This is a genomic window from Shewanella sp. BF02_Schw (assembly GCF_014596695.2).
Lineage (GTDB): Bacteria > Pseudomonadota > Gammaproteobacteria > Enterobacterales > Shewanellaceae > Shewanella.
In genome coordinates this window covers 1,884,115-1,906,264 of sequence record NZ_JABKAW020000001.1, presented here as the reverse complement: position 1 = coordinate 1,906,264, position 22,150 = coordinate 1,884,115, and the positions used below count along the sequence as shown (strand labels likewise).

20 protein-coding genes and 1 pseudogene are annotated in these 22,150 nt (G+C 39.8%); 16 read left to right on the top strand and 5 right to left on the bottom strand.

Annotated features, from left to right (window positions below):
* The 3 genes from HNW13_RS08390 to HNW13_RS08380 all read left to right on the top strand — a co-directional run.
* Positions 1-1,252: Y-family DNA polymerase (locus HNW13_RS08390; RefSeq protein WP_208062814.1), on the top strand; the 1,252-nt coding region annotated here is incomplete at its 5' end.
* Between the two features lie 110 nt (positions 1,253-1,362).
* Complete coding sequence (locus tag HNW13_RS08385) at positions 1,363-2,106, top strand: endonuclease (protein ID WP_192114766.1); 744 nt, start codon at positions 1,363-1,365, stop codon at positions 2,104-2,106.
* 550 nt (positions 2,107-2,656) lie between these two features.
* Complete coding sequence (locus HNW13_RS08380) at positions 2,657-4,387, top strand: LA2681 family HEPN domain-containing protein (protein WP_194956080.1); 1,731 nt, start codon at positions 2,657-2,659, stop codon at positions 4,385-4,387.
* Positions 4,388-4,665: 278 nt separating this feature from the next.
* On the opposite strand, the pseudogene HNW13_RS08375 reads toward HNW13_RS08380, so the two are convergent.
* Both HNW13_RS08375 and HNW13_RS08370 read right to left on the bottom strand, forming a co-directional pair.
* Positions 4,666-5,199 (bottom strand): annotated as a pseudogene (locus HNW13_RS08375) (group II intron maturase-specific domain-containing protein); the annotation flags it as partial.
* A 323-nt stretch (positions 5,200-5,522) separates the two neighbouring features.
* Positions 5,523-5,876: a DUF3147 family protein gene (locus tag HNW13_RS08370; RefSeq protein ID WP_182680802.1), complete on the bottom strand. Its 354-nt coding sequence runs from the start codon at positions 5,874-5,876 to the stop codon at positions 5,523-5,525.
* A 91-nt stretch (positions 5,877-5,967) separates the two neighbouring features.
* Between HNW13_RS08370 and HNW13_RS08365 the strand changes: the two genes are divergently transcribed.
* Genes HNW13_RS08365 through HNW13_RS08330 form a run of 8 tightly spaced genes read left to right on the top strand, consistent with a single transcriptional unit; the run spans position 5,968 to position 14,642 of the window.
* Complete coding sequence (locus HNW13_RS08365; protein WP_123884050.1) at positions 5,968-6,351, top strand: BlaI/MecI/CopY family transcriptional regulator; 384 nt, start codon at positions 5,968-5,970, stop codon at positions 6,349-6,351.
* A gap of 1 nt (position 6,352) precedes the next feature.
* Positions 6,353-7,333 carry a M56 family metallopeptidase gene (locus HNW13_RS08360; protein ID WP_192114767.1) on the top strand — a complete coding sequence of 327 codons (981 nt, stop codon included), beginning with the start codon at positions 6,353-6,355 and terminating at the stop codon, positions 7,331-7,333.
* Positions 7,334-7,346: 13 nt separating this feature from the next.
* Positions 7,347-8,633 (top strand): TolC family protein, encoded by a 1,287-nt coding sequence (locus tag HNW13_RS08355; RefSeq protein ID WP_192114768.1) that lies wholly within the window; start codon positions 7,347-7,349, stop codon positions 8,631-8,633.
* A 7-nt stretch (positions 8,634-8,640) separates the two neighbouring features.
* The gene (locus HNW13_RS08350; RefSeq protein WP_192114769.1) at positions 8,641-9,879 is read left to right on the top strand and encodes an HlyD family efflux transporter periplasmic adaptor subunit; all 1,239 of its coding nucleotides are present in this window, start codon (positions 8,641-8,643) and stop codon (positions 9,877-9,879) included.
* A gap of 9 nt (positions 9,880-9,888) precedes the next feature.
* Entirely contained in the window at positions 9,889-13,032 is a 3,144-nt protein-coding gene (locus tag HNW13_RS08345) for a CusA/CzcA family heavy metal efflux RND transporter (RefSeq protein ID WP_192114770.1), read from the top strand.
* Positions 13,022-13,717 carry a HupE/UreJ family protein gene (locus HNW13_RS08340; protein ID WP_192114771.1) on the top strand — a complete coding sequence of 232 codons (696 nt, stop codon included), beginning with the start codon at positions 13,022-13,024 and terminating at the stop codon, positions 13,715-13,717. The genes HNW13_RS08345 and HNW13_RS08340 overlap by 11 nt, the downstream gene beginning before the upstream one ends.
* Positions 13,718-13,750: 33 nt before the next feature.
* Positions 13,751-14,269: a hypothetical protein gene (locus HNW13_RS08335; RefSeq protein WP_192114772.1), complete on the top strand. Its 519-nt coding sequence runs from the start codon at positions 13,751-13,753 to the stop codon at positions 14,267-14,269.
* Between the two features lie 13 nt (positions 14,270-14,282).
* Entirely contained in the window at positions 14,283-14,642 is a 360-nt protein-coding gene (locus HNW13_RS08330; RefSeq protein WP_192114773.1) for a DUF6488 family protein, read from the top strand.
* Between the two features lie 187 nt (positions 14,643-14,829).
* On the opposite strand, the gene HNW13_RS08325 is transcribed toward HNW13_RS08330, so the two are convergent.
* Positions 14,830-15,237, bottom strand: a complete 408-nt coding sequence (locus tag HNW13_RS08325) for a MarR family transcriptional regulator (RefSeq protein ID WP_192115154.1) — start codon at positions 15,235-15,237, stop codon at positions 14,830-14,832.
* A gap of 8 nt (positions 15,238-15,245) precedes the next feature.
* Entirely contained in the window at positions 15,246-16,184 is a 939-nt protein-coding gene (gene dmeF, locus HNW13_RS08320) for a CDF family Co(II)/Ni(II) efflux transporter DmeF (protein ID WP_192114774.1), read from the bottom strand.
* A gap of 262 nt (positions 16,185-16,446) precedes the next feature.
* On the opposite strand from dmeF, the gene HNW13_RS08315 reads away from it, so the two are divergent.
* Together HNW13_RS08315 and HNW13_RS08310 are read left to right on the top strand one after the other, a co-directional pair.
* Positions 16,447-17,043 carry a tyrosine-type recombinase/integrase gene (locus HNW13_RS08315; RefSeq protein ID WP_192114775.1) on the top strand — a complete coding sequence of 199 codons (597 nt, stop codon included), beginning with the start codon at positions 16,447-16,449 and terminating at the stop codon, positions 17,041-17,043.
* 376 nt (positions 17,044-17,419) lie between these two features.
* Complete coding sequence (locus tag HNW13_RS08310) at positions 17,420-17,830, top strand: antitoxin Xre/MbcA/ParS toxin-binding domain-containing protein (protein ID WP_192114776.1); 411 nt, start codon at positions 17,420-17,422, stop codon at positions 17,828-17,830.
* A gap of 159 nt (positions 17,831-17,989) precedes the next feature.
* On the opposite strand, the gene HNW13_RS08305 is transcribed toward HNW13_RS08310, so the two are convergent.
* Positions 17,990-18,499, bottom strand: a complete 510-nt coding sequence (locus tag HNW13_RS08305) for a hypothetical protein (protein ID WP_208062810.1) — start codon at positions 18,497-18,499, stop codon at positions 17,990-17,992.
* A gap of 156 nt (positions 18,500-18,655) precedes the next feature.
* On the opposite strand from HNW13_RS08305, the gene HNW13_RS08300 reads away from it, so the two are divergent.
* The 3 genes from HNW13_RS08300 (at position 18,656) to HNW13_RS08290 (ending at position 21,953) form a co-directional block, all read left to right on the top strand.
* A complete protein-coding gene (locus tag HNW13_RS08300; protein ID WP_124731077.1) occupies positions 18,656-18,895 on the top strand; it encodes a helix-turn-helix transcriptional regulator in 240 nt (79 codons plus the stop codon).
* 174 nt (positions 18,896-19,069) lie between these two features.
* Positions 19,070-20,293: a site-specific integrase gene (locus HNW13_RS08295; protein ID WP_208062808.1), complete on the top strand. Its 1,224-nt coding sequence runs from the start codon at positions 19,070-19,072 to the stop codon at positions 20,291-20,293.
* Entirely contained in the window at positions 20,280-21,953 is a 1,674-nt protein-coding gene (locus tag HNW13_RS08290) for a hypothetical protein (protein ID WP_192114779.1), read from the top strand. The genes HNW13_RS08295 and HNW13_RS08290 overlap by 14 nt, the downstream gene beginning before the upstream one ends.
* The last annotated feature ends 197 nt before the right edge of the window (positions 21,954-22,150 follow it).

The following is a 22,150-nucleotide window of genomic DNA, read 5'->3' as shown; positions in this document are numbered from 1 at the left end:
TGCTCTAGTTGACGCTAATAGCTTCTATTGCAGTGCCGAACAAGTGTTTCGTCCAGATTGGCGCGGTAAGCCAGTTATTGTGCTAAGTAACAACGATGGGATGATTGTTGCTGCTAATCGTCAAGCTAAAGAAGCTGGCATTGGGAAGTTTCTACCTTACTTTCAAGTTAAAGCCTTATGCGCTCAACGTGGTGTTATTGTTTGTTCCTCAAACTATGAACTCTATGCTGACTTGTCTAGCAAAATGATGTCCATCATTGGCCGCTTTGCCCCTGAGCAACATGTCTACTCTATTGATGAAAGCTTCCTCTCTTTTAAAAACTGCTATCCCGCTATCAAATGCCTCCGTACTCAAGGCCAGTTAATCCGCCGTGCAGTGTGGAAAGAAGCGCGGCTAGCAGTCTGTGTGGGTATTGGTGAAACACTCACTCTTGCTAAAATCGCCAACCATGCGGCTAAGAAGATTGAGGGCTACAAAGGAGTTTGTTTCATTAGTAATGAGCAAGAGCGTATTGCTATTTTAAAGCAGCTTGCTGTAGGGGATGTTTGGGGCATAGGACGCCGAATAAGTAAGAAACTTGAACTAATGAATATCCGTACAGCGTTTCAACTCGCGTCTATGCCGCCGACTTTGGCAAGAAAGCAATTTAGTATTGAAATAGAACGTACCGTTCGTGAGCTTAACGGCCAAACGTGTAAAGTGTGGGATGAAGCGAGGGCAGATAAAAAGCAGATATTTTCGACAAGAAGTGTAGGAGAGCGCATCACAGATTATTCGTCGCTATTACAAGCGTTGAGTAAGCATGTTGCTATCGCAGCGAGTAAAGCACGTAAGCAAGGCTCAGGCTGCAAGACCATGCTGATTTTTGCTAGCAATTCACCCCATGATGAACGACCAGTAAGCTACAAAGCTATTGTGCATTTCCCTTGCCCTACTAACTGCACCGTAGAGCTAACCAAAGCTATGAGTGAGGCCGCATCAAAGCTATTTCGTGAAGGCATACATTATTATAAAATCGGCATCGGGCTTATTGATCTAGCCAGCGAAAAACACAACCAATTAGATTTGTTTAACCCTCCCAAAGGTAATCCAGCTTTGATGCATACGTTAGACCATATTAATAAACGCTATGGCAGTGATACGATGTTTCTAGCAGCTCAAGGCATTGAGCATAAGTGGTCAATGCGCCGTGACCTGCTAACGCCGCAATACACAACCAAATGGCTCAGTGTCCCCAGCATTAAGTGTTAACTAGGTTTTCGCATTGATTAATGTTTTCACTGTTAGTATCACTCATATTCTTGGTCTGACTAGATAAATCAGGCATTATCTAGTCACTGTTTCTTAGCTTAAAGTTTTCAATGAACCTCCTCAAAATTGGTCTACCACTCTTTCTACTGGCTCTCAGCTCTACAGCCATTGCAGCAGGAAATACATCTAATGACTCATTCAACAAAGCAAAGAAGATGCTCGAGCGGGAGGTCTATCAAGATCACCGCGTAACCATCTACTGTGGTGCTAAATTTGACGCTAAAAAGAACATCGAAGCACCTACAGGTTTTGTTACTTCTAAATACATTAAACGGGCAAAACGGGTTGAGTGGGAACATGTCGTTCCAGCGGAGAACTTTGGCAGAGCATTCAGTGAGTGGCGTGATGGTCACAAAAGTTGTATCGATAGCAAAGGTAAGTCGTTTAAGGGACGTAAGTGTGCTGAGAAGATGAATACAGAGTATCGATATATGCAAGCCGATATGCACAATCTTTTCCCTGCCATCGGTGCAGTAAACGCACTACGCAGCAACTACAACTTTACTATGCTGCCCTCAGCGGTGTCTGACTTTGGTAGTTGTGATATGCGTATAGATGATCGCAAGGCACAACCACCGATAGCTGCTCGTGGCGTTATCGCTCGAACATACATGTATATGGAGCAGACATATCCTAAATACAAAATGAGTAAACAACAGCGCCAATTAATGCAAGTTTGGGACAAACAAGATCCTGTTTCGCAATGGGAGTGTAAGCGATCAAAGCGTATTGAAAACCTTCAGGGGAATGCAAATACAGTGGTCGATAGCCGTTGTAAATCAGTTGGTTTGTAGGTGTTTAGAGGGGCAGCTAGCTCGCTTATGCCCCAAGGTTTGTTTGGAATATGGCCTACGACCACTATGAGAATGAAGCTTCGCTCACTGTAAAGAATGTATCGTGAAGTTTATCTTTATAGTTTCAGTATGGCATTTACTCACCGACACGCAGCAAGTACGTCCTTGTAGCTCAGCCGACCCATCGCAGGGTCGGATGGTCGGCTCGCAAATCACCATAATGAACCTTTCCAGTATTTTCTTAACCTGCTAGTTTGAAGAGTGAGTAGAATAAGAATTTTTTTAAAAAACTGACTTGGTTTTGCCCCAAAGCGAGTTGCTACTAACCTTAACCAAAACGTCATCTGACTTACTTTTTTGTAATGCCAGTAACTCGTTTGCCCTATTAAGGTATTATCAATGTATAGTGAGTTATTAGGCTTCTGGTATGGCGAATGTTACCGTTTGGGCTAAATTCGCCCATTCGATATGTGACTTGCGCATCTGAAGTGAATTGATTGAAATGTTCATACGTTTAAAGTGATGTGTGATTAATCTAACGGCGTTCTATATGTCAGTAATAGTATTGAATTCAAATACACTCGAAGAGCTGTCTCTAAAAGCTGATGAGCTTTTGATAACTCATGACCATGAGAGGCTAAAAGCACTCCTAGAGTCGCTTTTGGGCGTTGATTATTCATTTAAAAGTCTGCTTGATGAAGCTCAGTTTTACTACACATTGGGTAATTGCTCACAAGAACTTTTTAGTTATCGCCAACTGGATTGGTTCTCTGATGAGTTAAGTAAATCCGTTATTTTTTTCAGGAAAGCTCTATACATCATACGAAAAATCGAGTTTCCAACTGATAATGAACTAATTCTTCAAAGCTGCATCGAAACCAATTTAGGTAATAACCTAAGCTCTCAAGGTCGTGCTTTCTGCTGTATTCCATTGTGGGATAATGCATTAGCTACCACGAAAAACGCTGTATCCATTATATCAAAAGCAAACCATGGGCTTTTTCTTGCTAGTACGACTTACGATCCTAGTCATAAGCATTATCATTATTTTACTGCGTACAAACTAATCAACTTTGGTCTTGAAAGACTCGAACAACTCCATCCAGAACAAAGAATTGCATATTCAGACGACAGTAATTTCATGAATTTTAAAGCATGGTTCGAAGATACTTATAAATTAGAAGACTTTGACTATTTTGATTCTTTTGAAGAAGAGGTTGAGTCAAGAAAACACGGGAACTATTTCAAATGGTGTGGTGATAACAAGCTTTTTATAAATGATTTAAACGATGTTAGCGACTCTGAAATTGTCTATCAAGACATTATGACTTTACCCTCTTTTTCTCAACAAATTAATCCAACTTTATCGATGCATGAAGAGCTTGTATATCATGGGAATTTCGATGAGTTAAAGAATGACTATTGCTACGCACGCTATTTGATTTTTTCGGCGAAAGACATGCCAAATGATTATGAACATTTCTTTAATAAAACATACCCACACGTTGAGGATATGTCGCACTCCATCACCAATCTAAAAGCCAGTCATTACAAAAGTGCATTCAGAACACTTTATGCTATCTTCGATAAAGTCGCTTATTTTATCAACCGTTTTTTTTGTCTAAATGATATCGAGCATGATCATAAAATAAGCTTTGATAGTATCTTTAGGGAGCTGAAAGGTAGTAAGAATTGGAAACCGCACAGTAAGCTTAAAAACAGCCAGAATTGCTTTATCCATGCGCTATTCTATATTCTCAAAGACATCCGAGATGTAAAAGACTCAACTTCAGTTAGTCGTTGGCTAGATCCTGATGCAAAGGAGTTTTCTGAGATTAGAAATGCTATAGAGCATCGTTCTTTAAAGATTGTTGATGATTTTGGTTATACCCTAGTTCAATCAGATGTAGCTTTCAAGCAATCGCAACTTGAAATGCTTAATGGTGAGATAGAAGGCTTTGAAATACAACTTCAGGAGCTATATGGTAAAATATCTTCAGCGAAAAAGACGCAGAATGACGCTCTTAAAGCAGAATTGGAAACTAAAAAACAATCAATCTACAAACACTTAGAGCGAGCAAAATCAAAAGTCGATGAGCAACTCAAGCTTTCAAGTCATTCAGTGCTGATCAAAGAGAGTGATTTTAAATCAAGGCTTATGACATTGATGAAGCTTGCTCGAAGCTCGATTATGTACCTTTCACTTGCTATCCACGTCGAAGAGAAAAACAAGCCTGATAAAGGTGTATTAATGATTCCTAAAGAAGTGCCTTTAAAATAGTAATTGACCCTGTTAGTAGATTAACCAGATTTACCTAGACAAGTAACGCGCATTCTTGGAATAAACTGAAGCTATCTCTACACCTCAGGTTGTTGATGTATGTCTCAACTAGCTAAATTTGTAACCAACTGATGTCCATTCTTGAATTTGATGGCTTGCACGTTTGTGTCGGGTAGACGACACTTGTTGCCAAGTGCCGCCCCCCTAAGAACCCAGCGTGCAACTTTCACTGCACTAGGCTCAAGCCTCCACAAAAGTATCGTTTGATACCCAGCAACTTATAAAGCAGTGAGAGTAGGTTCATTCCAAGAGTTACGAGCTTGCCTTTTCGATTTTCTCCTAGCCAAGTATTCTTGGTATTGAGGATCAAATGGTATAGCCGAATTTCGGATTTTTACATGTCTCTCAATGGGCACTTTGGCTATTTGGAATAGATTGAATTGGCAATCCATATCCTTGACCTTCAGCCAACCATGAAATTGCCATTGGCCTTTTCGGTTGATGAAGTATTTAAGGGCTACCCAAGTCTTTGACTTTGTTGGATGGCGCCTTACTGCCCAGTGCCATAACGTATAGAATAGTTTGTGCCCAACATACCCGAATACTTGTTTAGCAACGCAATGACGATAATAATTCGCCCAACCCCTTAGTTTTGGATTTATCAGTTTGATAAGATCGTTAACAGGGATGGTTGCGTGCTTTTTGATGAGTTCGCGCAGGTTACTCAAGAGCAACAAGGTATTGGACTTGCTCGGTTTAATGAGCAATTTTCCTTTGTACTTCCTATGATAAAATCCTAAGAAGTCAAAACCATTGCTCTCCTTGCTTTGCTCAACGATAATCCAAAGATTGGAAAGTCATGGAGCAGAAAGTATCAAAGCTTCGAGTGAGTATTGCAAAGGTAACCCCTGTGGTTACCGGGTAACATAGTACGCCTTAGTGGAGGTTTGAGCCGTATGCAGTGAAAGTTGCACGTACGGTTCTTAGGAGAGCGGCACTTGGTAACAGGTGCCGCTTATCCGACCATTGTGAGTTAAGAGCCACCTGTAAATTCATAAATTTAGCTAATAGTAAGCATTAGATATATAGATTACGAGCCTATGAGTTAATGATTTAATCATGTAATTATTAATTTTTATGGGATTAGATCGATATCAAAGTTTTTTAAAAACCACGTCAACCCAACAAAAAAAATGATAGATATCATTACGCCAATTAACAAAGAACTCCAGAAACTATACTTGTTTAAAAGCATTGGAAACAATAGAAACATCGGTAACGTAGGAATGACGTACCAAAATGTATACCAAGCATGATTAGCTATTTTTTCATTTGATTCATTTTCGACATACATCCAAATCATTGCCATGATAGTTACAATCGGGAGAGCAACTACTAGTGCGCCAAATTTATCGCTGCGTTTTGCTATTTCTGAAGCCGCAACAATGATTGCAGCTGTAATGAGATATTTTGTAATTATCCAGGTCATAATTTCTCTGTTTTCATAAAAATCAAAAAACCGATTGCCGATAGGTTTTTAGTTTGTCATACTATTGATAAATAGTTAAGAGAATAATTTGATGCAATTAGGTGACTTAGAAAAGTTAGTGCTTCAATTCCTATGGTCTGAGAAAGAAGCAGATGCAAAGCGTGTACATGCAGTAGTTGGGATTACTCGTGGAAATTCATTAAATACGATCCAAACTACGTTAGATCGACTGTTCAAAAAGGATTTGTTAAGTAGAACTAAGCAAGGGCATGCACATTTTTATACCGCCAAAGTTGATAGAGAATCACTTATCGCAACATTAATAACAGATGTTACAGCCGACTTTATTGAAGATGGTGAACATAGCCTGATTGCTGCATTTGCTTCATCTTCAGCAAATCTTGACGACGCTCAATTTGATGAATTGGAAAAGCTTATAGAAGAACAACGAAAATTACGTAGTAGGCAAGCATAAGATGCTCGAAGGTAACGTGGCGATTTTATTAAATTTGATTAGTGTTGCAATAACGGCTTTTGTTATCGTTACACTATTAATATCTGCTATTGTCCCGTTGATTAGAAGCAGCTTAGATGCATTTGATTTTATCGCTCGAAAACGAATTTTGTGGTTGATGGTTACTTCTCCTTGGTGGATTGCGCTATTTTGCGTAGGAATATTGTTCCCTCGTCAAGGGAATGGATACTTAATTCTTTGGATGGAAAAGGTTGCACATTGGCATCATATCGATCTATTTATAGTAACAAGCTGGCATGGATTAACTTTGGTCATTGCAGCAGTCGTATTGGCGGTGTTGATTAACATTTCCTTTATTCAAGTTCGCCGTCATTCCATCGCAATACACAATCTTTTCAAACTTTCAGATGTTCAGCCTATCGCGGGTCAAAATGAAAATACTGTTTTTTCAATCTCATTAAGCATGCCTGCGGCTTTTACCATCGGTTTATTCAAGCCAAAGGTTTACCTTACATCAGGATTACTACAACAGCTTGAACAATCTGCTGTTGATATTATTATCCAACACGAGTTAGCACATGTTAGAGCAAGAGATCCCTTATTCAAAAGTATTTACGCTTTTTTCTGCCTACTTTATCCGAAGCCTATCCGCCGCTCTTTACAACAAGATTTTACTTTATTAACAGAACAACAAGCAGACGATGCCGTCACGCTCTACCATGACAACCTTGATGTGGCACAAACTTTAGTTACAGTCGCTAAGAAACAACGTCTGTTACCTGTTAGCTGTGAAGGAGTTCAAGTCAGTCATTTTAGTAAAGACCAAATTACCCTACGGGTAGAAAACCTTCTTTCTCCAAGAGAGCAAGTATCTGGAGCTAAACTGGCATTTACAGGGTTATGCTTCCTCGTGACTACATTATTCACATTATCAACTGTTGATAGCCTCCACCATCTAATCGAAACCTATTTCAACCATTAAATAAGGGTTATGAATGAATAATATTGTTGAAACAACCATAGATAAAAAACCGATTGCCAATCGGTTTTTGTGTGTTTTTTTTATCTCGGCCCTAGCATTTTCTGTGACAGCAAAAGACAACACAGAAATAAAAGTGCCACTTTATTTAGAAGACGCTATTCGCATGACGTTAAGTCACCACCCTGAGTTAGCGGTATTTTTGCATAAGACAAATATGCAAAAAGGAGCAATACAACAAGCAGGTATTGGTGAGCCAGCACAAATTGGGCTTACTTTTGAAGATGGTTTAGGCGTCGGTGAACATAGTGGGCTGAGTAACATGCAAACCACACTGACGTATTCCTGGTTGTTGCAACAAGAGCAAATTAATAGCCGTGTTGGCAATGCACAAACAGCGATGGATCAGCTAGATGTGGATAAGCACATTGTTACCATGGATTTAGCGGCGAGTACAGCAAAACAATTTACTCAAATCTTAGTAAAGCAAGAGCGTCTGAAGTTGAATCAAATGGCAACGCTTCAAGCGAACGAAGTGCTTAAAGCCATATCTGAACGGGTCAGTGCCGGCAGAAGCTCAACGATTGAAATGCGTATGGCAGAAGTTGAAATCGTGCGGATGCAGCTAGCTGTTGAAGATACAGAGCACGATTTAAAAGCTAGCCAGTATCAATTGTCGTCGTTGTGGGGAAAGCCAGGCACCCAATTTAGAGTCAATGGTAATTTATTCGCTCTGCCTGTGTTATCAAGTTTAGATAAGGAACTCGATAAACTGAAAAAAAGCCCGTATATCACTCAATTTGCAACCGCTACCCGCATAGCACAATCACAACTAGAACTAGCCCGTATTGAGGCTAAATCACAATGGCAATTATCGGCGGGTATAAGGCGTTATGAAGCGACAGATGATTTTGGGTTAGTCGCAGGTATTTCAATCCCATTGGGTACTGACAACCGAAATGCAGGCAACATAGCAAGCTTAAAAGCGAAACAAGAGTTACTGGCTTTTGAGCAGGCTTCGCTTATGCACAAGCTTGATTCACAGCTTTACGTTCTGCTTCAAGAAATAGCCCATTCGCGACACGTTATTGATAAGTTCCAACACGATATTATTCCTATTCTAGAAACGACCCTTAAAGAGGCTGTTTTAGCCTTTGATGTAGGGCAACTAAGCTACAGTCAATGGAGTGACATACGCCGAGAATTACTGAATGCACAATCGGAGTTGTTAATGGCTTACGAAAGCTTGCATTTACAGCATATTGAAATTCAACGCCTAACAGGCGCATCTTTATCTCAGTGAGACCTTTATGAAAAATTATAATATTTTGACATTATTAACTGTCACCGCATTTCTGTTTTTTGGTTTTACGGCCCCATTGCCAGTGTCCGCCTCATCTGCTCCTGAAGCTGAACAAGCTGAGCCAGAAAAAGGCCCTAATAGAGGCCGCATATTACGTGACGGTGATTTTGCCGTTGAACTCGCTATATTTGAAACCGGTGTTCCTCCTGAATTTAGAGTGTGGGTCACGGATGTTGGTATGCCAGTATCCCCAGATAAAGTCGATTTTAGTGTACAGCTAACCAGGCTAGGTAATGTCATTGATGATATTAAATTTCGGGTTCAAAGCGACTTTCTGCGTGGTGATTTAGAAATTTATGAGCCGCATTCATTTGTGGTTACGATTGTTGCTAAGTATCAAGGTCAAACCCACCGCTGGGAATACGATAATTTTGAAGGACGCACCCAGATAGCGCCTGATGTTGCAAGCGCCATGGAAATTGAAACCGATATAGTAGGACCTGTAACCCTGCATCAAACGATCCCTGCATATGGGCGTTTATCACTTCCAGCTAACGCAACGCATAACATAGCGGCAAGATTTGATGGCGTGATAAAAACCTTACTCGTTCAACAGGGGGATGTGGTCAAACAAGGGCAAGTGTTGATGACGGTTGAAAGCAACGAAAGTCTTAAACCCTATCAAATAACATCACCTTCTGACGGCATTATTAGTGAACAATATGCCAATATTGGTGAGCCGACCGGCGGGAAAGTATTACTAAGATTAACGAATACTGCGCAGTTTTTGGCAAAACTGGCGATTTACCCACAAGACTATACCAAGATTAAAGTAGGGACTCCTGTAACGATTAAAGTCGAAGGTGATGATCGTCAGCTGAAAGGAAAAATCGAATTTATCGAGCAAAAAGTACGTGATGACCAAGCAAAACTTGTTTGGGTCACATTACCCAATACCAACAGTTCACTGGTGGAAGGGAGTTTTGTCAATGCTGATATCGAGGTCGCCACAATCCAGGTTGCCGTGGCAGTGAAAAAAGTGGGGTTACAAGGTTTTAGGGATTTTACTGTCGTTTACGCAAAAGTAGGTGAACAGTACGAAGTTAGAATGCTTGAATTGGGTCGCGAAGATAGTCAGTGGATTGAAGTGCTTGGCGGTATCGAACTCGGTACAGCCTATGTCACCGAAAATAGTTACATAATTAAAGCTGACATTGATAAGTCTGGCGCATCGCACGATCACTAGGAGAGCGACATGTTGGAATCTATTTTACGCTTTTCCATAAAGCGCAATTTACTTGTTTTAGCCATAGTACTTATTGTCGCAAGCTTCGGCGCTTGGAACTTTACCAAACTGCCTATTGATGCCGTGCCTGACATCACCAATGTACAGGTCATGATCAATACGGAAGCATTGGGATATACACCATTAGAAATTGAGCAAAGAGTATCATTTCCATTAGAAAATGCACTTGCTGGATTACCAGGGCTCACTTATACCCGCTCTGTTTCTCGCTATGGTTTGTCTCAGGTAGTGGCAATATTTGATGATAATACCGATGTCTATTTTGCAAGGCAATTGGTAAACGAGCGCTTATCGGCTGCACGCTCTGAGTTACCTATAGGCTTAGAGCCTGAGCTGGGCCCTATCGCGACGGGTTTAGGTGAAATATTCATGTTCACCGTAGATGCGTTGCCTGATGCAACGCATGCTGACGGCTCTGCTATAACGCCAACCGATTTACGAACGGTTCACGACTGGACTATTCGTCCACAGTTAATGCGTGTTCCAGGTGTGGTTGAGGTTAATCCCATTGGTGGATTTGAGCGCGAAATATTGGTGGCATTTAAACCTGAAAAACTACTGGCATTTGGTGTGACTCAAGCTGATGTGGTTGGGGCAATAGCACAAAATAATCAAAACCAAGGGGCAGGTTTTATTGAGCAACGTGGTGCGCAATGGTTAATTCGGGTCCCCGGACAAGTCGAAACTTTACAAGACATTGGCAATATTCCGCTTAAAACTGAGGATGGTTCAGCTGTTTACATAAGAGATGTGGCATCCATTGGCGACGGCAAAGGGTTGCGTACAGGCGCAGCTACTCAAAATGGCCGCGAAGTGGTCATGAGCACAGTATTTATGCTCATAGGTGAAAATAGCCGAACAGTTGCTCATGCTGTGGGAGAAAAACTTAAAGAAATCAATACCAGTTTGCCAGAGGGAATAATAGCAACCGCAGTATATGACCGCACTAAATTGGTCGATCAAACACTTAGTACGGTACAAATGAACCTTACTGAAGGTGCCATTCTAGTAGTGGTGGTGTTATTTGTTTTATTGGGTAACTTCAGGGCAGCTTTTTTAACCGCGTTGGTCATTCCGTTTGCCATGTTGATGACGGTTACAGGTATGGTGCAAGTTGGTGTGAGTGCCAACTTAATGAGCTTAGGGGCACTTGATTTTGGCTTGTTAGTGGATGGTGCCATTATTATTGTTGAAAATTGTTTACGTCGACTAAGCCAAGCTGGACATACTCCATTACCGTTAAAAGTACGCTTAGAATTAGTTTTTTCAGCCACGCGTGAAGTGATCCGCCCAGCGTTATTTGGTGTGTTTATTATTACCGCGGTGTATTTACCCATTTTCGCTCTTGAAGGTGTAGAGGGGAAAATGTTTCACCCAATGGCTATTACTGTTGTTATCGCACTTTTAAGCTCAATGTTACTGTCAGTGACTTTTATTCCTGCAATGATTGCCTTGCTATTTAGAAAGCCAGTTAAAGAAAAACACAGTCCTATTATTCGTGGTGCGGCTTATTTGTATCGCCCTGCGCTTAATGTTGTGCTTAAAGCGCGTTGGGTTGTAGTGATAATGGCCATGCTACTGGTTGTGGTTTTTGGCTACCAAGCAACACGTTTAGGCAGTGAGTTTGTGCCAAATCTAGATGAGGGTGATATCGCGATGCATGCCCTGCGCATCCCAGGTACATCATTAAGTCAGGCTATTGCACTGCAAGAAGTGCTCGAAGAAAAAATAAAGAAAATGCCGGAGGTCGAAAGAGTCTTCGCCAAAATTGGTACTGCCGATGTGGCAACCGATGCCGTGCCACCTAGCGTGGCTGATAACTTTATTATACTAAAACCCCGAGACCAATGGCCTAACCCTGATAAGTCAAAGGAGCAAGTCGTTGAAGAACTAGCCGCTTTGGTTGAACCTATTCCAGGCAATCGCTATGAGTTCTTACAGCCTATCCAGATGCGTTTCAATGAGCTATTGGCAGGTGTTAGGGCTGAATTAGCGATTAAGGTGTTTGGTGATGATTTTGAAACATTGACCGCTTTAGGCAGTGAGATCGAATCAGCCATTAGTCAAGTTGAGGGCATTGCCGATGTACAAGTAGAGCAGACAACAGGATTACCGTTGTTATCCATAACACCTAATACTGACAAAATCATGCAATACCAAATTAGCAAGGCGGAATTACAAACTCAAATAGCCACAGCGCTAGGTGGAACGGTTGCAGGTAAGTTTTATCAAGGCGATAAACGATCAGATATTGTTGTAAGGTTAGATGAAACACTGCGTAACGATGTTGAGGCATTGTCGTATTTACCTATACATTTGGCAAATGGCGGTACTGTACCATTACAAGAATTGGCTTCATTAACCCTCATTAACGGCGCTAACCAAATAAATCGTGAGAATGGCAAGCGCCGAATAGTGGTCACTGCCAATGTAAGAGGCCGAGATTTAGGAAGTTTTGTTCAAGATGTTCAACAAGTTGTGAGTACCAATGTGGCTATTCCAGCAGGTTACTGGATTGAATATGGTGGCACTTATCAGAAGTTGCAGTCAGCTTCACAACGGCTAAGTGTTGTTGTGCCTATTACATTGCTAATGATTATTGGCTTACTCGTATTAGCTTTAAATTCTCTAAAAGACGCATTAATTATCTTCACTGGAGTGCCTTTAGCGTTAACGGGTGGAGTAGCCGCATTAACCCTGAGTGGTATTCCGTTTTCTATATCGGCAGCGGTTGGCTTTATTGCGCTATCAGGTATCGCCATTTTGAATGGTTTGGTAATGGTATCGTTCATACGTGACTTACGACAAGATGGAATGGGATTACATCAAGCTATTTTCGACGGTGCGTTAACCCGACTTCGGCCCGTTATCACTACCGCATTTGTCGCATCATTAGGCTTTATTCCAATGGCATTTAATACTGGTATGGGTTCTGAAGTACAACGACCTTTAGCGATGGTAGTTATTGGTGGCATTATATCTTCAACATTGCTGACGTTATTCGTCATTCCTGCACTTTATCGCATTTTACACAAAGACAAAGACGTTAATTTGACTGACGCAGACGCAATGGGACCACTCAATGTTAACTAAACTATCAAGCTATTGCTTACTCTTCATCCTTATTGGCTGTGCTTGTATGAGTATAGAAGTTTTTGCTCATGGGGTTGATGACAATACACGAGCTTTTCTAGAGCAAAATAGCGGCATTCAGTTTATTCCTTTTATTTATATAGGTGCAAAGCACATGATCACAGGTTATGACCATTTGTTATTTCTGGTCGGTGTGATCTTTTTCTTACATAAACGTCGTGATGTTTTGTTGTATGTCACCATGTTTACTATTGGCCATAGCGCCACCTTATTACTGGGTGTACTCGGCAATGTGCAAGTTAATGCTTACCTTATTGATGCCATTATTGGTTTATCTGTCGTGTACAAAGGCTTTGATAACTTAGGAGGGTTTAAACGCTGCTTCAATTGGCAGCCAAATACTCAGTGGGCGGTATTGATTTTTGGGCTGTTCCACGGTTTAGGTTTGGCGACAAAGTTACAAGAGTTTAATTTACCCAGCGAGGGCCTTTTTACTAATCTGGTTGCCTTTAATATTGGTGTTGAATTAGGTCAGTTTGCGGCATTAGTGATTATTTTAATTGCCATTAATACATGGCGAAAATGGCCTTCTTTCCAACGTTTTTCTACACTAACGAATACCTTACTAATGAGTGCCGGTGTCATGTTGATGGGTTATCAACTTGCTGGCTACTTTATCAACTAATGATTTATTTATTAATAATTAACAGAGAAAACTATGCAACATACAGTAAGTAGCAGCACGTTAATTAAAGCCACGCTATCTGCGATTGTCGTGGCAGCGATTGTTTTAGTGACACTCATTTTACCAGCGGAATACAACATCGATCCAACCGGTATTGGGCACAAGATAGGTGTCACGGTCTTAGCACAAACTGCGGAACCTGAAGAGCCAAAGAGTGCAGTCGCAGGGTCCGATAAGTTTCAAGTAATTGACGTTATAGTGCCTGCGGGACGTGGCGTTGAGTACAAATTCGACATGCAACAGTTTGAAAAAATGACCTACGAATGGAACACTGATAGAGGTCCTATATTTTTTGATCTACACGGTGAACCAGAAGGTGATACAAGCGGCTATTACGAAAGTTACGTTATCGCGACATCAGCTGAAATGAAAGGCAGTTTTACGGCACCCTTTGCTGGTTCACACGGATGGTATTGGAAAAATACATCTACTCAACCAGTAACGGTAAAACTATTAGTAAAAGGCCAATACAAAGTGATTGGTTTAAAATAATAAGGCGTTATTGATGAAAGCATTATTTTTACTCGTAGCACTGTTTGGCACTGCCATAAGTAGCTATTCCTTCGCACATTTAGACAAATTAAAACGAATGGATCATTCAAGGCATAACCATATGAATGACAAAAAAGCTGTAGATATTGTCATCTTGTTGACACAGAAAATGACGTTTAAGGATTTAGGTTATAAAGTTGGCCAACTTCCAGCATCATGGCAAAATATTACCGTTGCAGATACCACCGTGTTGAGCGATACAGGCGATGTGTATATTATCAGTGCTTTGAATACAGAGATTAATAAGATCTTATATTTTCAAATAGCTAACGACGGTGATGTTATAGCGGTATCTGAAAGTAATGTCTTTTAAGGAGTAATACAAAGAGTGTTGTATCCCAATTTAGACGGTCCAACACTCTTAAATGTCCTTATCACAAGATAAGGGCTTGTTAAATTGATTAATAAGCTGAGTTTTATCGGGTGTATAACTATCTTGAATATTAACTTGTCAGGGTTTCATTTTAAGGTGCTTCTTACACCTCGTTTTTAATCCTATATTAGAATTCCCGGTTCATTTTTTCAAAGCATTCTGTTAGCACCTCAATTGAGCTTTCATCTAAGTTACGTGTAATGTCTTCAGTCAGTTGGATATGCATACGATTATGGTATGTATGAAGCTCAATCCCTTCAGTTGTTAATCCTACGAGTATTGAACGCCTATCATCTTCGTGTGGAGAGCGGATAATCAATCCAAATTTTACCAGTTTCTCTACCTGAACAGTTAACGTGCCTGTAGTAATAGCAAGCCTATCAGCTAACTCCTTCATTCTCATCGGCCCATGAGAACCTAGCACCTCTATAGTGTGCACTTGTGCTAGTGAATACCCGGTATCTTTAACGACAGACTGCTCCCAAGAAGACAGTTTGTCGTAAAACTCGATGATTAAGTTATTCAAAGAATGCATAAAGGGCATTAGCAGTAATTCACTTCGAGGGTTAAGTGGCTTAGCTTATCAAACTTATTCAAAGAGTGTTTAAATGTTTCTACATTGGTATCTGTTGTTGTGCACAATGCTATTGAGGCAGAATAATGATCTGCGCTAACTTTCCAGATATGGATATCAGTAACCCTAGTGTGCTCATCATTAATCGTGTTAATGATGTCTAATTGATATTCTTTGTCGATGTTTTCATCTAAAAGAATTGGGCTTGTCTGCTTCATAAGACCCAATGCCCATTTAGTTATAATCACCGCACCAACGACGCCCATAATGGGATCTAACCAATACCATCCAAGGAATTTTCCGACTAGAAGTGCACAAATGGCTAACACCGAGGTTAATGCGTCAGCAAGTACATGAAAGTAAGCAGCCTTGAGATTATGATCGTGACCATTATGATGATCATGGTGTTCATGTTCATGTTCATGACTATGGTGGTCACTGTGGTCATGGCCGTGATGTTCATGACCCAGTATAAACATACTGGCGATGTTGACGATGAGTCCGACGATAGCAACAAGAATGGATTGATTAAATTGGATTTCAATAGGTGATAGTAGACGATGTAAAGATTCAGCTAGCATTATGATAGCGACAATACCTAATGCTATTGCACTGGTATACCCGCCGAGCACGCCAACTTTGCCCACACCGAAAGAGAACTTGTTACTACTCGCATGCTTTTTTGCATAGCTATAGGTGAACAGTGTGATGCAAAAGGCAGCGGCATGAGTTCCCATGTGCCAGCCATCAGCGAGTAAGGCCATAGAACCATAAACAGTGCCGGCTATAACTTCGATGACCATGGTGATGACTGTGATGATAAGTACATACCATGTTCGCCTTACATTTTGTTCATTAACAGATGCGAAGTTATGTTGATGGATATATTTTTCAGCAATAGTTTTCATAATAAAGTAGTTTGATAATCAATTATTATGCAAATTATACTATTTGACAGTCAAAGTAAATGGTTGTGATAACTCGATATTAAATATTTTAAATATGCGGTATCTAGGATTTAATCACTTCAGTTTTCAAAGTGTATTGCAGACATTACCGATCCTAATTGTAATATGCATGATGAAATTTAAGGCTTTAGCTTTAACACTCTCTATCGATGTTTCCCCCAACTAAACTTGTGATGACCAATCAATAAATTAGGAGGTCATCATGGATATATTAAATAAAAAACACCGCAGCGGTGTAAAAAAGCCTTTTCGGCTCGAAGAAATTTGGCGTATTCGAACTAGGCTAGAAATAGAAAATAGTTTTATGCAACTAGCGTTACTCAATTTGGCAATTGATAGTAAACTCAGGGCGAGCGATTTACTTCCTTTGAAGGTTTGCGATATATCGTCACAAGATCGGATGTTTACTCGGGTTAAGCATATTCAGCAGAAAACGGATGTTGAAGTCCAGTTTGAGATCACGGCAAGGACTCAACAAAGTCTGATGAAGTGGATTTTTGTAGCTACTCTAAAGACTAGTGACTATTTGTTTCCAAGCATAAGACGAAAACAACAACCGATTAGCTATTCATATTATCGGTATCTGGTCAGGAAGTGGGCATCAAATCTAGGGTTAGATCCTAGCTTGTACGGTACTCACTCTATGAGGCGCACTAAAGCGACACTTGTCTATGCAAAGACTAAGAATATTCGAGCAGTACAGCTTTTGCTCGGACATACTAAGGTAGACAATACAATCCGTTATCTTGGTGTTGAATTGGAAGATGCTCTTTTGCTTTCAGAAGGTACTGATTGCTGATACTAAATGGCCCTAGAATCTAGGGCCATTTTTTACAGCTGTAAGTATAGGACATAATAGCTGACTTCCCCCTCATTGTAAGAGCCATTAACCTTGAAATATAAAGCGTATTTATCGATAAAAATTTAATCACTAAAACCTTAATTTAATGGCCTGGTTGATTTGACCACAACTCTGGCACTTTCGTGTTTATCCATACTTATAGTAATGTGAATAATAAAGATTAGAGCTTTAGCTTTAACACACTTTTGTCCAAAAGTGTGTTTGAAGTGACAACGAAGCTTAGCCTTTATTGTCTCCGAATAAATTAGGTCTTCAGGATTTTGAATTTCACTTATACTGCTATCAAATATCATTTCTGTTGGAGTTGGCCTGTATGTTCAAAAAAGTGTTTTCAGCATTGATTGTTTCATCTACCGAGCCCCTTAATGTTGAATCATATAGCGATATAGAGCTTATCCGGCAGGGGTTAACTGCTGAGACGCTAACTAATTCGATGACGTTTACGGGCTTATCTAGGCGTGAATTAGCTTCTGTATTGGGAGTAAAATTAAGACTTCACAATAAGCTGTTGCCAGCCATCGCGACCGAGCGTGTGTTGATGCTAATCAGCCTTATTCAAGCAGGAACAGAGTACTTTGGTACGCAAGATAAAATGCTTTTATGGCTAAAGACACCCAACCATGCGTTTGCTAATCAACGACCGATAACGCTGCTAGATACCATAATTGGTGTGGACATGATTAATGCGACGATAACTAAGTTATCGCATGGTATGACGGCGTAACAACCTCAGTGGCTTTACAGCGCGTTGACGACAATGTTAATTACCAAGCTCTATTCCATCAACATATTCCTACAGCCAAAATGCCGTTAATCTAATGACGATTTACCGTGTGGTGCGAATAGCATAGTTTAGTCAATAATCACTTTTGCCAACTTACGCTCAACCTCTACTGCACTTTTTGATTTCATCTATCAATTCATTGACGGCATTGAGCTCAATGCCTTTTGCATATAGCTCGGTATCTAACACTTTGATTTTGCCATTGATGATGGGGCTATATAAATGAAACTTATGGCTAAGCAATTTAAAAGCATTGAGTTTATGTGTTAACTGCTTGATATGTTGCTGAAGTACATTATAGTGGTTTTTTACCATACTCTGATTATCAGTGTGCTTATGTAAAGTACTGTCTGTCATTTTGGGTAGCATATGAATCGGTGCTTGTAGACTGAATCGTTGTTCATATTGTGCGTTGCGACTTCTTCTAGGAGAAAGCCGTTTCACAAAGTGGTGCTTTTCTAATCGATATAAGTGGTTATGCATGCATTTTCGAAGGATGGCGGCATCTTCAGTCTCATACGTATAGATAAGGGCTTGTAACAAATATTCCGTGGTAAACACGACGGGGCAATGTTTATTAATAATGTCTATAAAATCAACTTGTGTCATTTTGAAGGATTCGAGTTGTGAGTAAATAAACCCAGGGATGCTAGCATCCCTGGGCGAGCGTTTAGCTAATAAGGCAGCGGCAAACTGATATTAGCTAAGTGATTAACCACCACAAAACACACTATAGTGTGTTTTAATTTAATCTACAAGATAAGAATGAAAAAAAAGATTGCGATTGAGTTTGGAAAAAAACTCGCAGAAAAAAGAAAAGAAAAAGACATACTTCAGAAAGACCTGTCACAGCAATGCGGCTTTAGCCTCAACTATATCGGTATCGTAGAGCGCGGTGAGAAAAGCATCAGCTTAGAGAAAGTGTATGTTATTGCAGCGATTCTTGAATGCTCAGTGCATGATTTAATCCCAGACGAGAAAGCGATTTTACTTGAGGCTGAATAGCTTAAGACACAAGATTGTTGAGTAAAGTGAAGGTTTATTTGGTAGTCATTAATTCAATTCGCAGATAAAATTGACTTAATTAAATTTTAAAAGTATATAAAAAACAACAGTTTACATGTAAATAAGTGTTGATTAGATTGTTTTTTGAGTGTAATGTTGTCCTCAAGAATAAAGTTGGCTAAATTAAAGCCAGCAGTGATGGGGATAATGACTCAAACAATTAATCATTCTATCGACGCTTATTTATCATTCAAGCAAATAAAAGCTGCACCTTCAACGTTTAACTCAGAGCGAAGCAAGGCTTTTAAGCTAAAAGAATTAATTGGCAAACGACCAGTTAGCGCTGTGACTCACAGTGACATTCTGCAGCTCATTCAAACGCTTGATGCGCAATATGCAAACAAAACTATCAACGAATTCTTAATCATTTTACGTGCGGTGTTTAATCGCGCATTACGAGATGGTGTTATAACTCAAAATCCTCTCACTGATATTTCAAACTTGAAAGTTCTTCATCCAGAGCCAGAGCCTTTCACTCTCAGTGAATTAGCTTCAATGAGTAAAGTAAAATCTGAATGCGAAAGTGGCAGAAACTTGTATCAGCTCGGTGTACTAACTGGTCTGCGTATTTGTGAATTACTTGCCTTGACGTGGGAAATGGTCGATTTAAGCCGCGCCCAGTTACGCGTAACCATTGCGTTAGTCGATAACATATATAAGACACCGAAAACAGCAGGCTCTGTTCGAACGGTTGAGTTATGCGATTCAGCGATTGAAATATTACAACAACAATATTTAATCACCGGTCACAAAAAAGCCGTTAACTTTACCGTTTTACAAGCTGATAATAAAACCAAGAAAACTCAACCTTTTTCTCCTGTTTTCTACAACAGCAAAACTAATCAACCTTTTCTTCACGCAAAACAATATAACAAAACCTATTTTACGCCATTACTGAAAGCTGCTGGCATCACTCATCGCGGCGCAGGACAGCTCAGGCACACATTTGCAAGCCAATCCCTCACCGCGGGGATATCCAAAGAGTGGATAGCGCGCCAAATGGGGCATAATTCTACAGCAATGATAGACATCCACTACGGTCGATGGATGTCTCAAGATGCACCTAATAATTTAGTTCTTGTTTCAAAGCAATTTTCAAGTGTTTTTGGACGAATTAAGCCTGACAAAACAGAAGTTCAATTTTCGCAAGCCACCAGTGATTTATTGCCTCCAAATCATACAGTTTTACAAGGGAGTTCCTTCGCGAGCAGCGGTCACACCGCATTTACACCTGAACAAGTCAACACGTTGTTACATCAGCATCCCCAACTGTTGATGCAATGCATCACTCAGCTTCTAGTTCAGTCGGCTATCGGAGGAAGTTATGAGAGAAATTAGGGCTTTCTATTCGATTGTTAATTACAGTTTTAATGCCAAAGGACGTAGGACTGGTAAAGCATCTCTTATTCATTCGCTTCGTCTTTCTAGCCCTAGTATGTCCGGATTAACTTATCTTGGGAAAATGAGTAAGCTTTTTCGAACTCGTGACGAGTTGGCGGTAGAGTGGGATGTTGCTTTATCAGCCGCAAACCTGATTGACACTGCCGAAGGTATTGTCCCCCTCGATTCATTTTCACAAGAGCAACGTGAGCAAATATTATTTGATGTGATGGGAGATACAACAAAAAGTGCAGGATCATATGCTGAAAAAAGCAAAATAAAATCAAAATCTCTTTATAAGATAAAACAATGGTTAGAGAATGAAAATGTGTCAGGGCCGTTTTCTTTGTTAATGAAATCTTATATTGAGTCAAATGAATTTATTAACATCAATGAAGTTAAAGACACATTAAATCAGTTAGATATACCTAGAAAAAAACAGAAAATTGCACAGGTAACGAAATACATCAAAGCCCACAACGCCTTAATTGATAAGCCTAAAACACTCAACTCCACTAATTTTGAAGAAGTATTATTTAAAATCCCCGTCAATCATTGTGTAGGCACAGATATCATTAGTAATACTGAAATGATGAGTACAATGAAGTTGTTTTTGCAAACATTTTACTCTGAATATCCGATTAAATTGATGGTTTTACATCATGATGAGCGCTTACCAAATGAAAATACTGGCGGGCATGTTCATGCATTTATTTCAGGCAAAAACAGCTTGACTGGGGAATATGACTTACGTTTGTCACAAATAAAACGTGTGAATGAGTTTTTGATAAAACGAGGAGATACCAGTGATTGTTTAGATGAAACAGGTCGTTTACGTTACATCGATGCGAGCTCAGTCACCAGCTACATGCAGCAGATGTTTTATGAATTTATTAACGCAGACTTGTTTAATACAAAAGACTTGAATGTCGAGTTTTCACCTGCATCAGAGCGTAATTCTAAATTGAGAAAACAAATGAATGCTGAAGCTCGATTGCCCAAATATCAGCGCCAATTTAACTATTATAACCGCACAATTGAGTGGCAACAGCAACAGGTTACTGCGTTGAAAGATACCTGGAACTCGATCACTTATAACATATCAACGAGTGTAGAAGAACAGGATAAATTGAAAGCTAAAAATATTGAATATATAGAAGAAAATCGCAAGTTAAAAATTGATAATGACAGCATCAAAAGCGAGATTTTTCAGGGACAGCAACTTGCACGAGATTTAGTCGTTGATATACAGCATAAAAAGAGTGAAAAGGTTAAGTTAAATCAAACCCTTGATGGCATGAGAAAACAAGTTAATGAGCTGGGTAATATCATCAGCCAAAAGCGAGCACTAATAGACAGCTTAGCCGAGATGACCTTACAGAAACTACTTCCTTTGAGCCAAATATTGGAACGGATGTTTAAACGCTTACATGTTTACAATAACTCTGATGCGCGTGGATTCTTGGGTCTTATCGTTGATGCATTTAACGACAAGTTGTCACCCCAGCATCGAGATATTTCTATAGATATAGCTAAATTAACAAAAGACAGTGAACTAGAAAGTGCATTAAAACGAAAAAATCAGAAACTGACTAAGGATGAATTTGATTTAGATTAGTTAGTGTTAAAAATATCAATAATTTTGAGATTAATCGTCTTAGTTTTGCCATAGTCAGTAGTTAATTAAGTTAACATTTCTCAATAACGAACACATTAGGATCTTTGAAGATCTACTAGCCTAACTAGGCGTAAATTCGAATAATCAATCCCCTAAGCATAGGCCCACATACACCATTGTGCATGTGGGCCTTTTAC

Excerpts from the sequence above, each read along its gene's own strand:
- HNW13_RS08290 (WP_192114779.1), top strand. The coding sequence starts at position 20,280 with ATGAGAGAAATTAGGGCTTTCTATTCGATTGTTAATTACAGTTTTAAT.
- HNW13_RS08355 (WP_192114768.1), top strand. The coding sequence starts at position 7,347 with ATGAATAATATTGTTGAAACAACCATAGATAAAAAACCGATTGCCAAT.
- HNW13_RS08385 (WP_192114766.1), top strand. The coding sequence starts at position 1,363 with ATGAACCTCCTCAAAATTGGTCTACCACTCTTTCTACTGGCTCTCAGC.
- HNW13_RS08340 (WP_192114771.1), top strand. The coding sequence starts at position 13,022 with ATGTTAACTAAACTATCAAGCTATTGCTTACTCTTCATCCTTATTGGC.
- HNW13_RS08360 (WP_192114767.1), top strand. The coding sequence starts at position 6,353 with ATGCTCGAAGGTAACGTGGCGATTTTATTAAATTTGATTAGTGTTGCA.
- HNW13_RS08365 (WP_123884050.1), top strand. The coding sequence starts at position 5,968 with ATGCAATTAGGTGACTTAGAAAAGTTAGTGCTTCAATTCCTATGGTCT.
- HNW13_RS08345 (WP_192114770.1), top strand. The coding sequence starts at position 9,889 with ATGTTGGAATCTATTTTACGCTTTTCCATAAAGCGCAATTTACTTGTT.
- HNW13_RS08380 (WP_194956080.1), top strand. The coding sequence starts at position 2,657 with ATGTCAGTAATAGTATTGAATTCAAATACACTCGAAGAGCTGTCTCTA.
- HNW13_RS08370 (WP_182680802.1), bottom strand. The coding sequence starts at position 5,876 with ATGACCTGGATAATTACAAAATATCTCATTACAGCTGCAATCATTGTT.
- HNW13_RS08310 (WP_192114776.1), top strand. The coding sequence starts at position 17,420 with ATGTTCAAAAAAGTGTTTTCAGCATTGATTGTTTCATCTACCGAGCCC.
- HNW13_RS08335 (WP_192114772.1), top strand. The coding sequence starts at position 13,751 with ATGCAACATACAGTAAGTAGCAGCACGTTAATTAAAGCCACGCTATCT.
- HNW13_RS08330 (WP_192114773.1), top strand. The coding sequence starts at position 14,283 with ATGAAAGCATTATTTTTACTCGTAGCACTGTTTGGCACTGCCATAAGT.
- HNW13_RS08300 (WP_124731077.1), top strand. The coding sequence starts at position 18,656 with ATGAAAAAAAAGATTGCGATTGAGTTTGGAAAAAAACTCGCAGAAAAA.
- dmeF (WP_192114774.1), bottom strand. The coding sequence starts at position 16,184 with ATGAAAACTATTGCTGAAAAATATATCCATCAACATAACTTCGCATCT.
- HNW13_RS08350 (WP_192114769.1), top strand. The coding sequence starts at position 8,641 with ATGAAAAATTATAATATTTTGACATTATTAACTGTCACCGCATTTCTG.
- HNW13_RS08315 (WP_192114775.1), top strand. The coding sequence starts at position 16,447 with ATGGATATATTAAATAAAAAACACCGCAGCGGTGTAAAAAAGCCTTTT.
- HNW13_RS08325 (WP_192115154.1), bottom strand. The coding sequence starts at position 15,237 with ATGCATTCTTTGAATAACTTAATCATCGAGTTTTACGACAAACTGTCT.
- HNW13_RS08305 (WP_208062810.1), bottom strand. The coding sequence starts at position 18,499 with ATGACACAAGTTGATTTTATAGACATTATTAATAAACATTGCCCCGTC.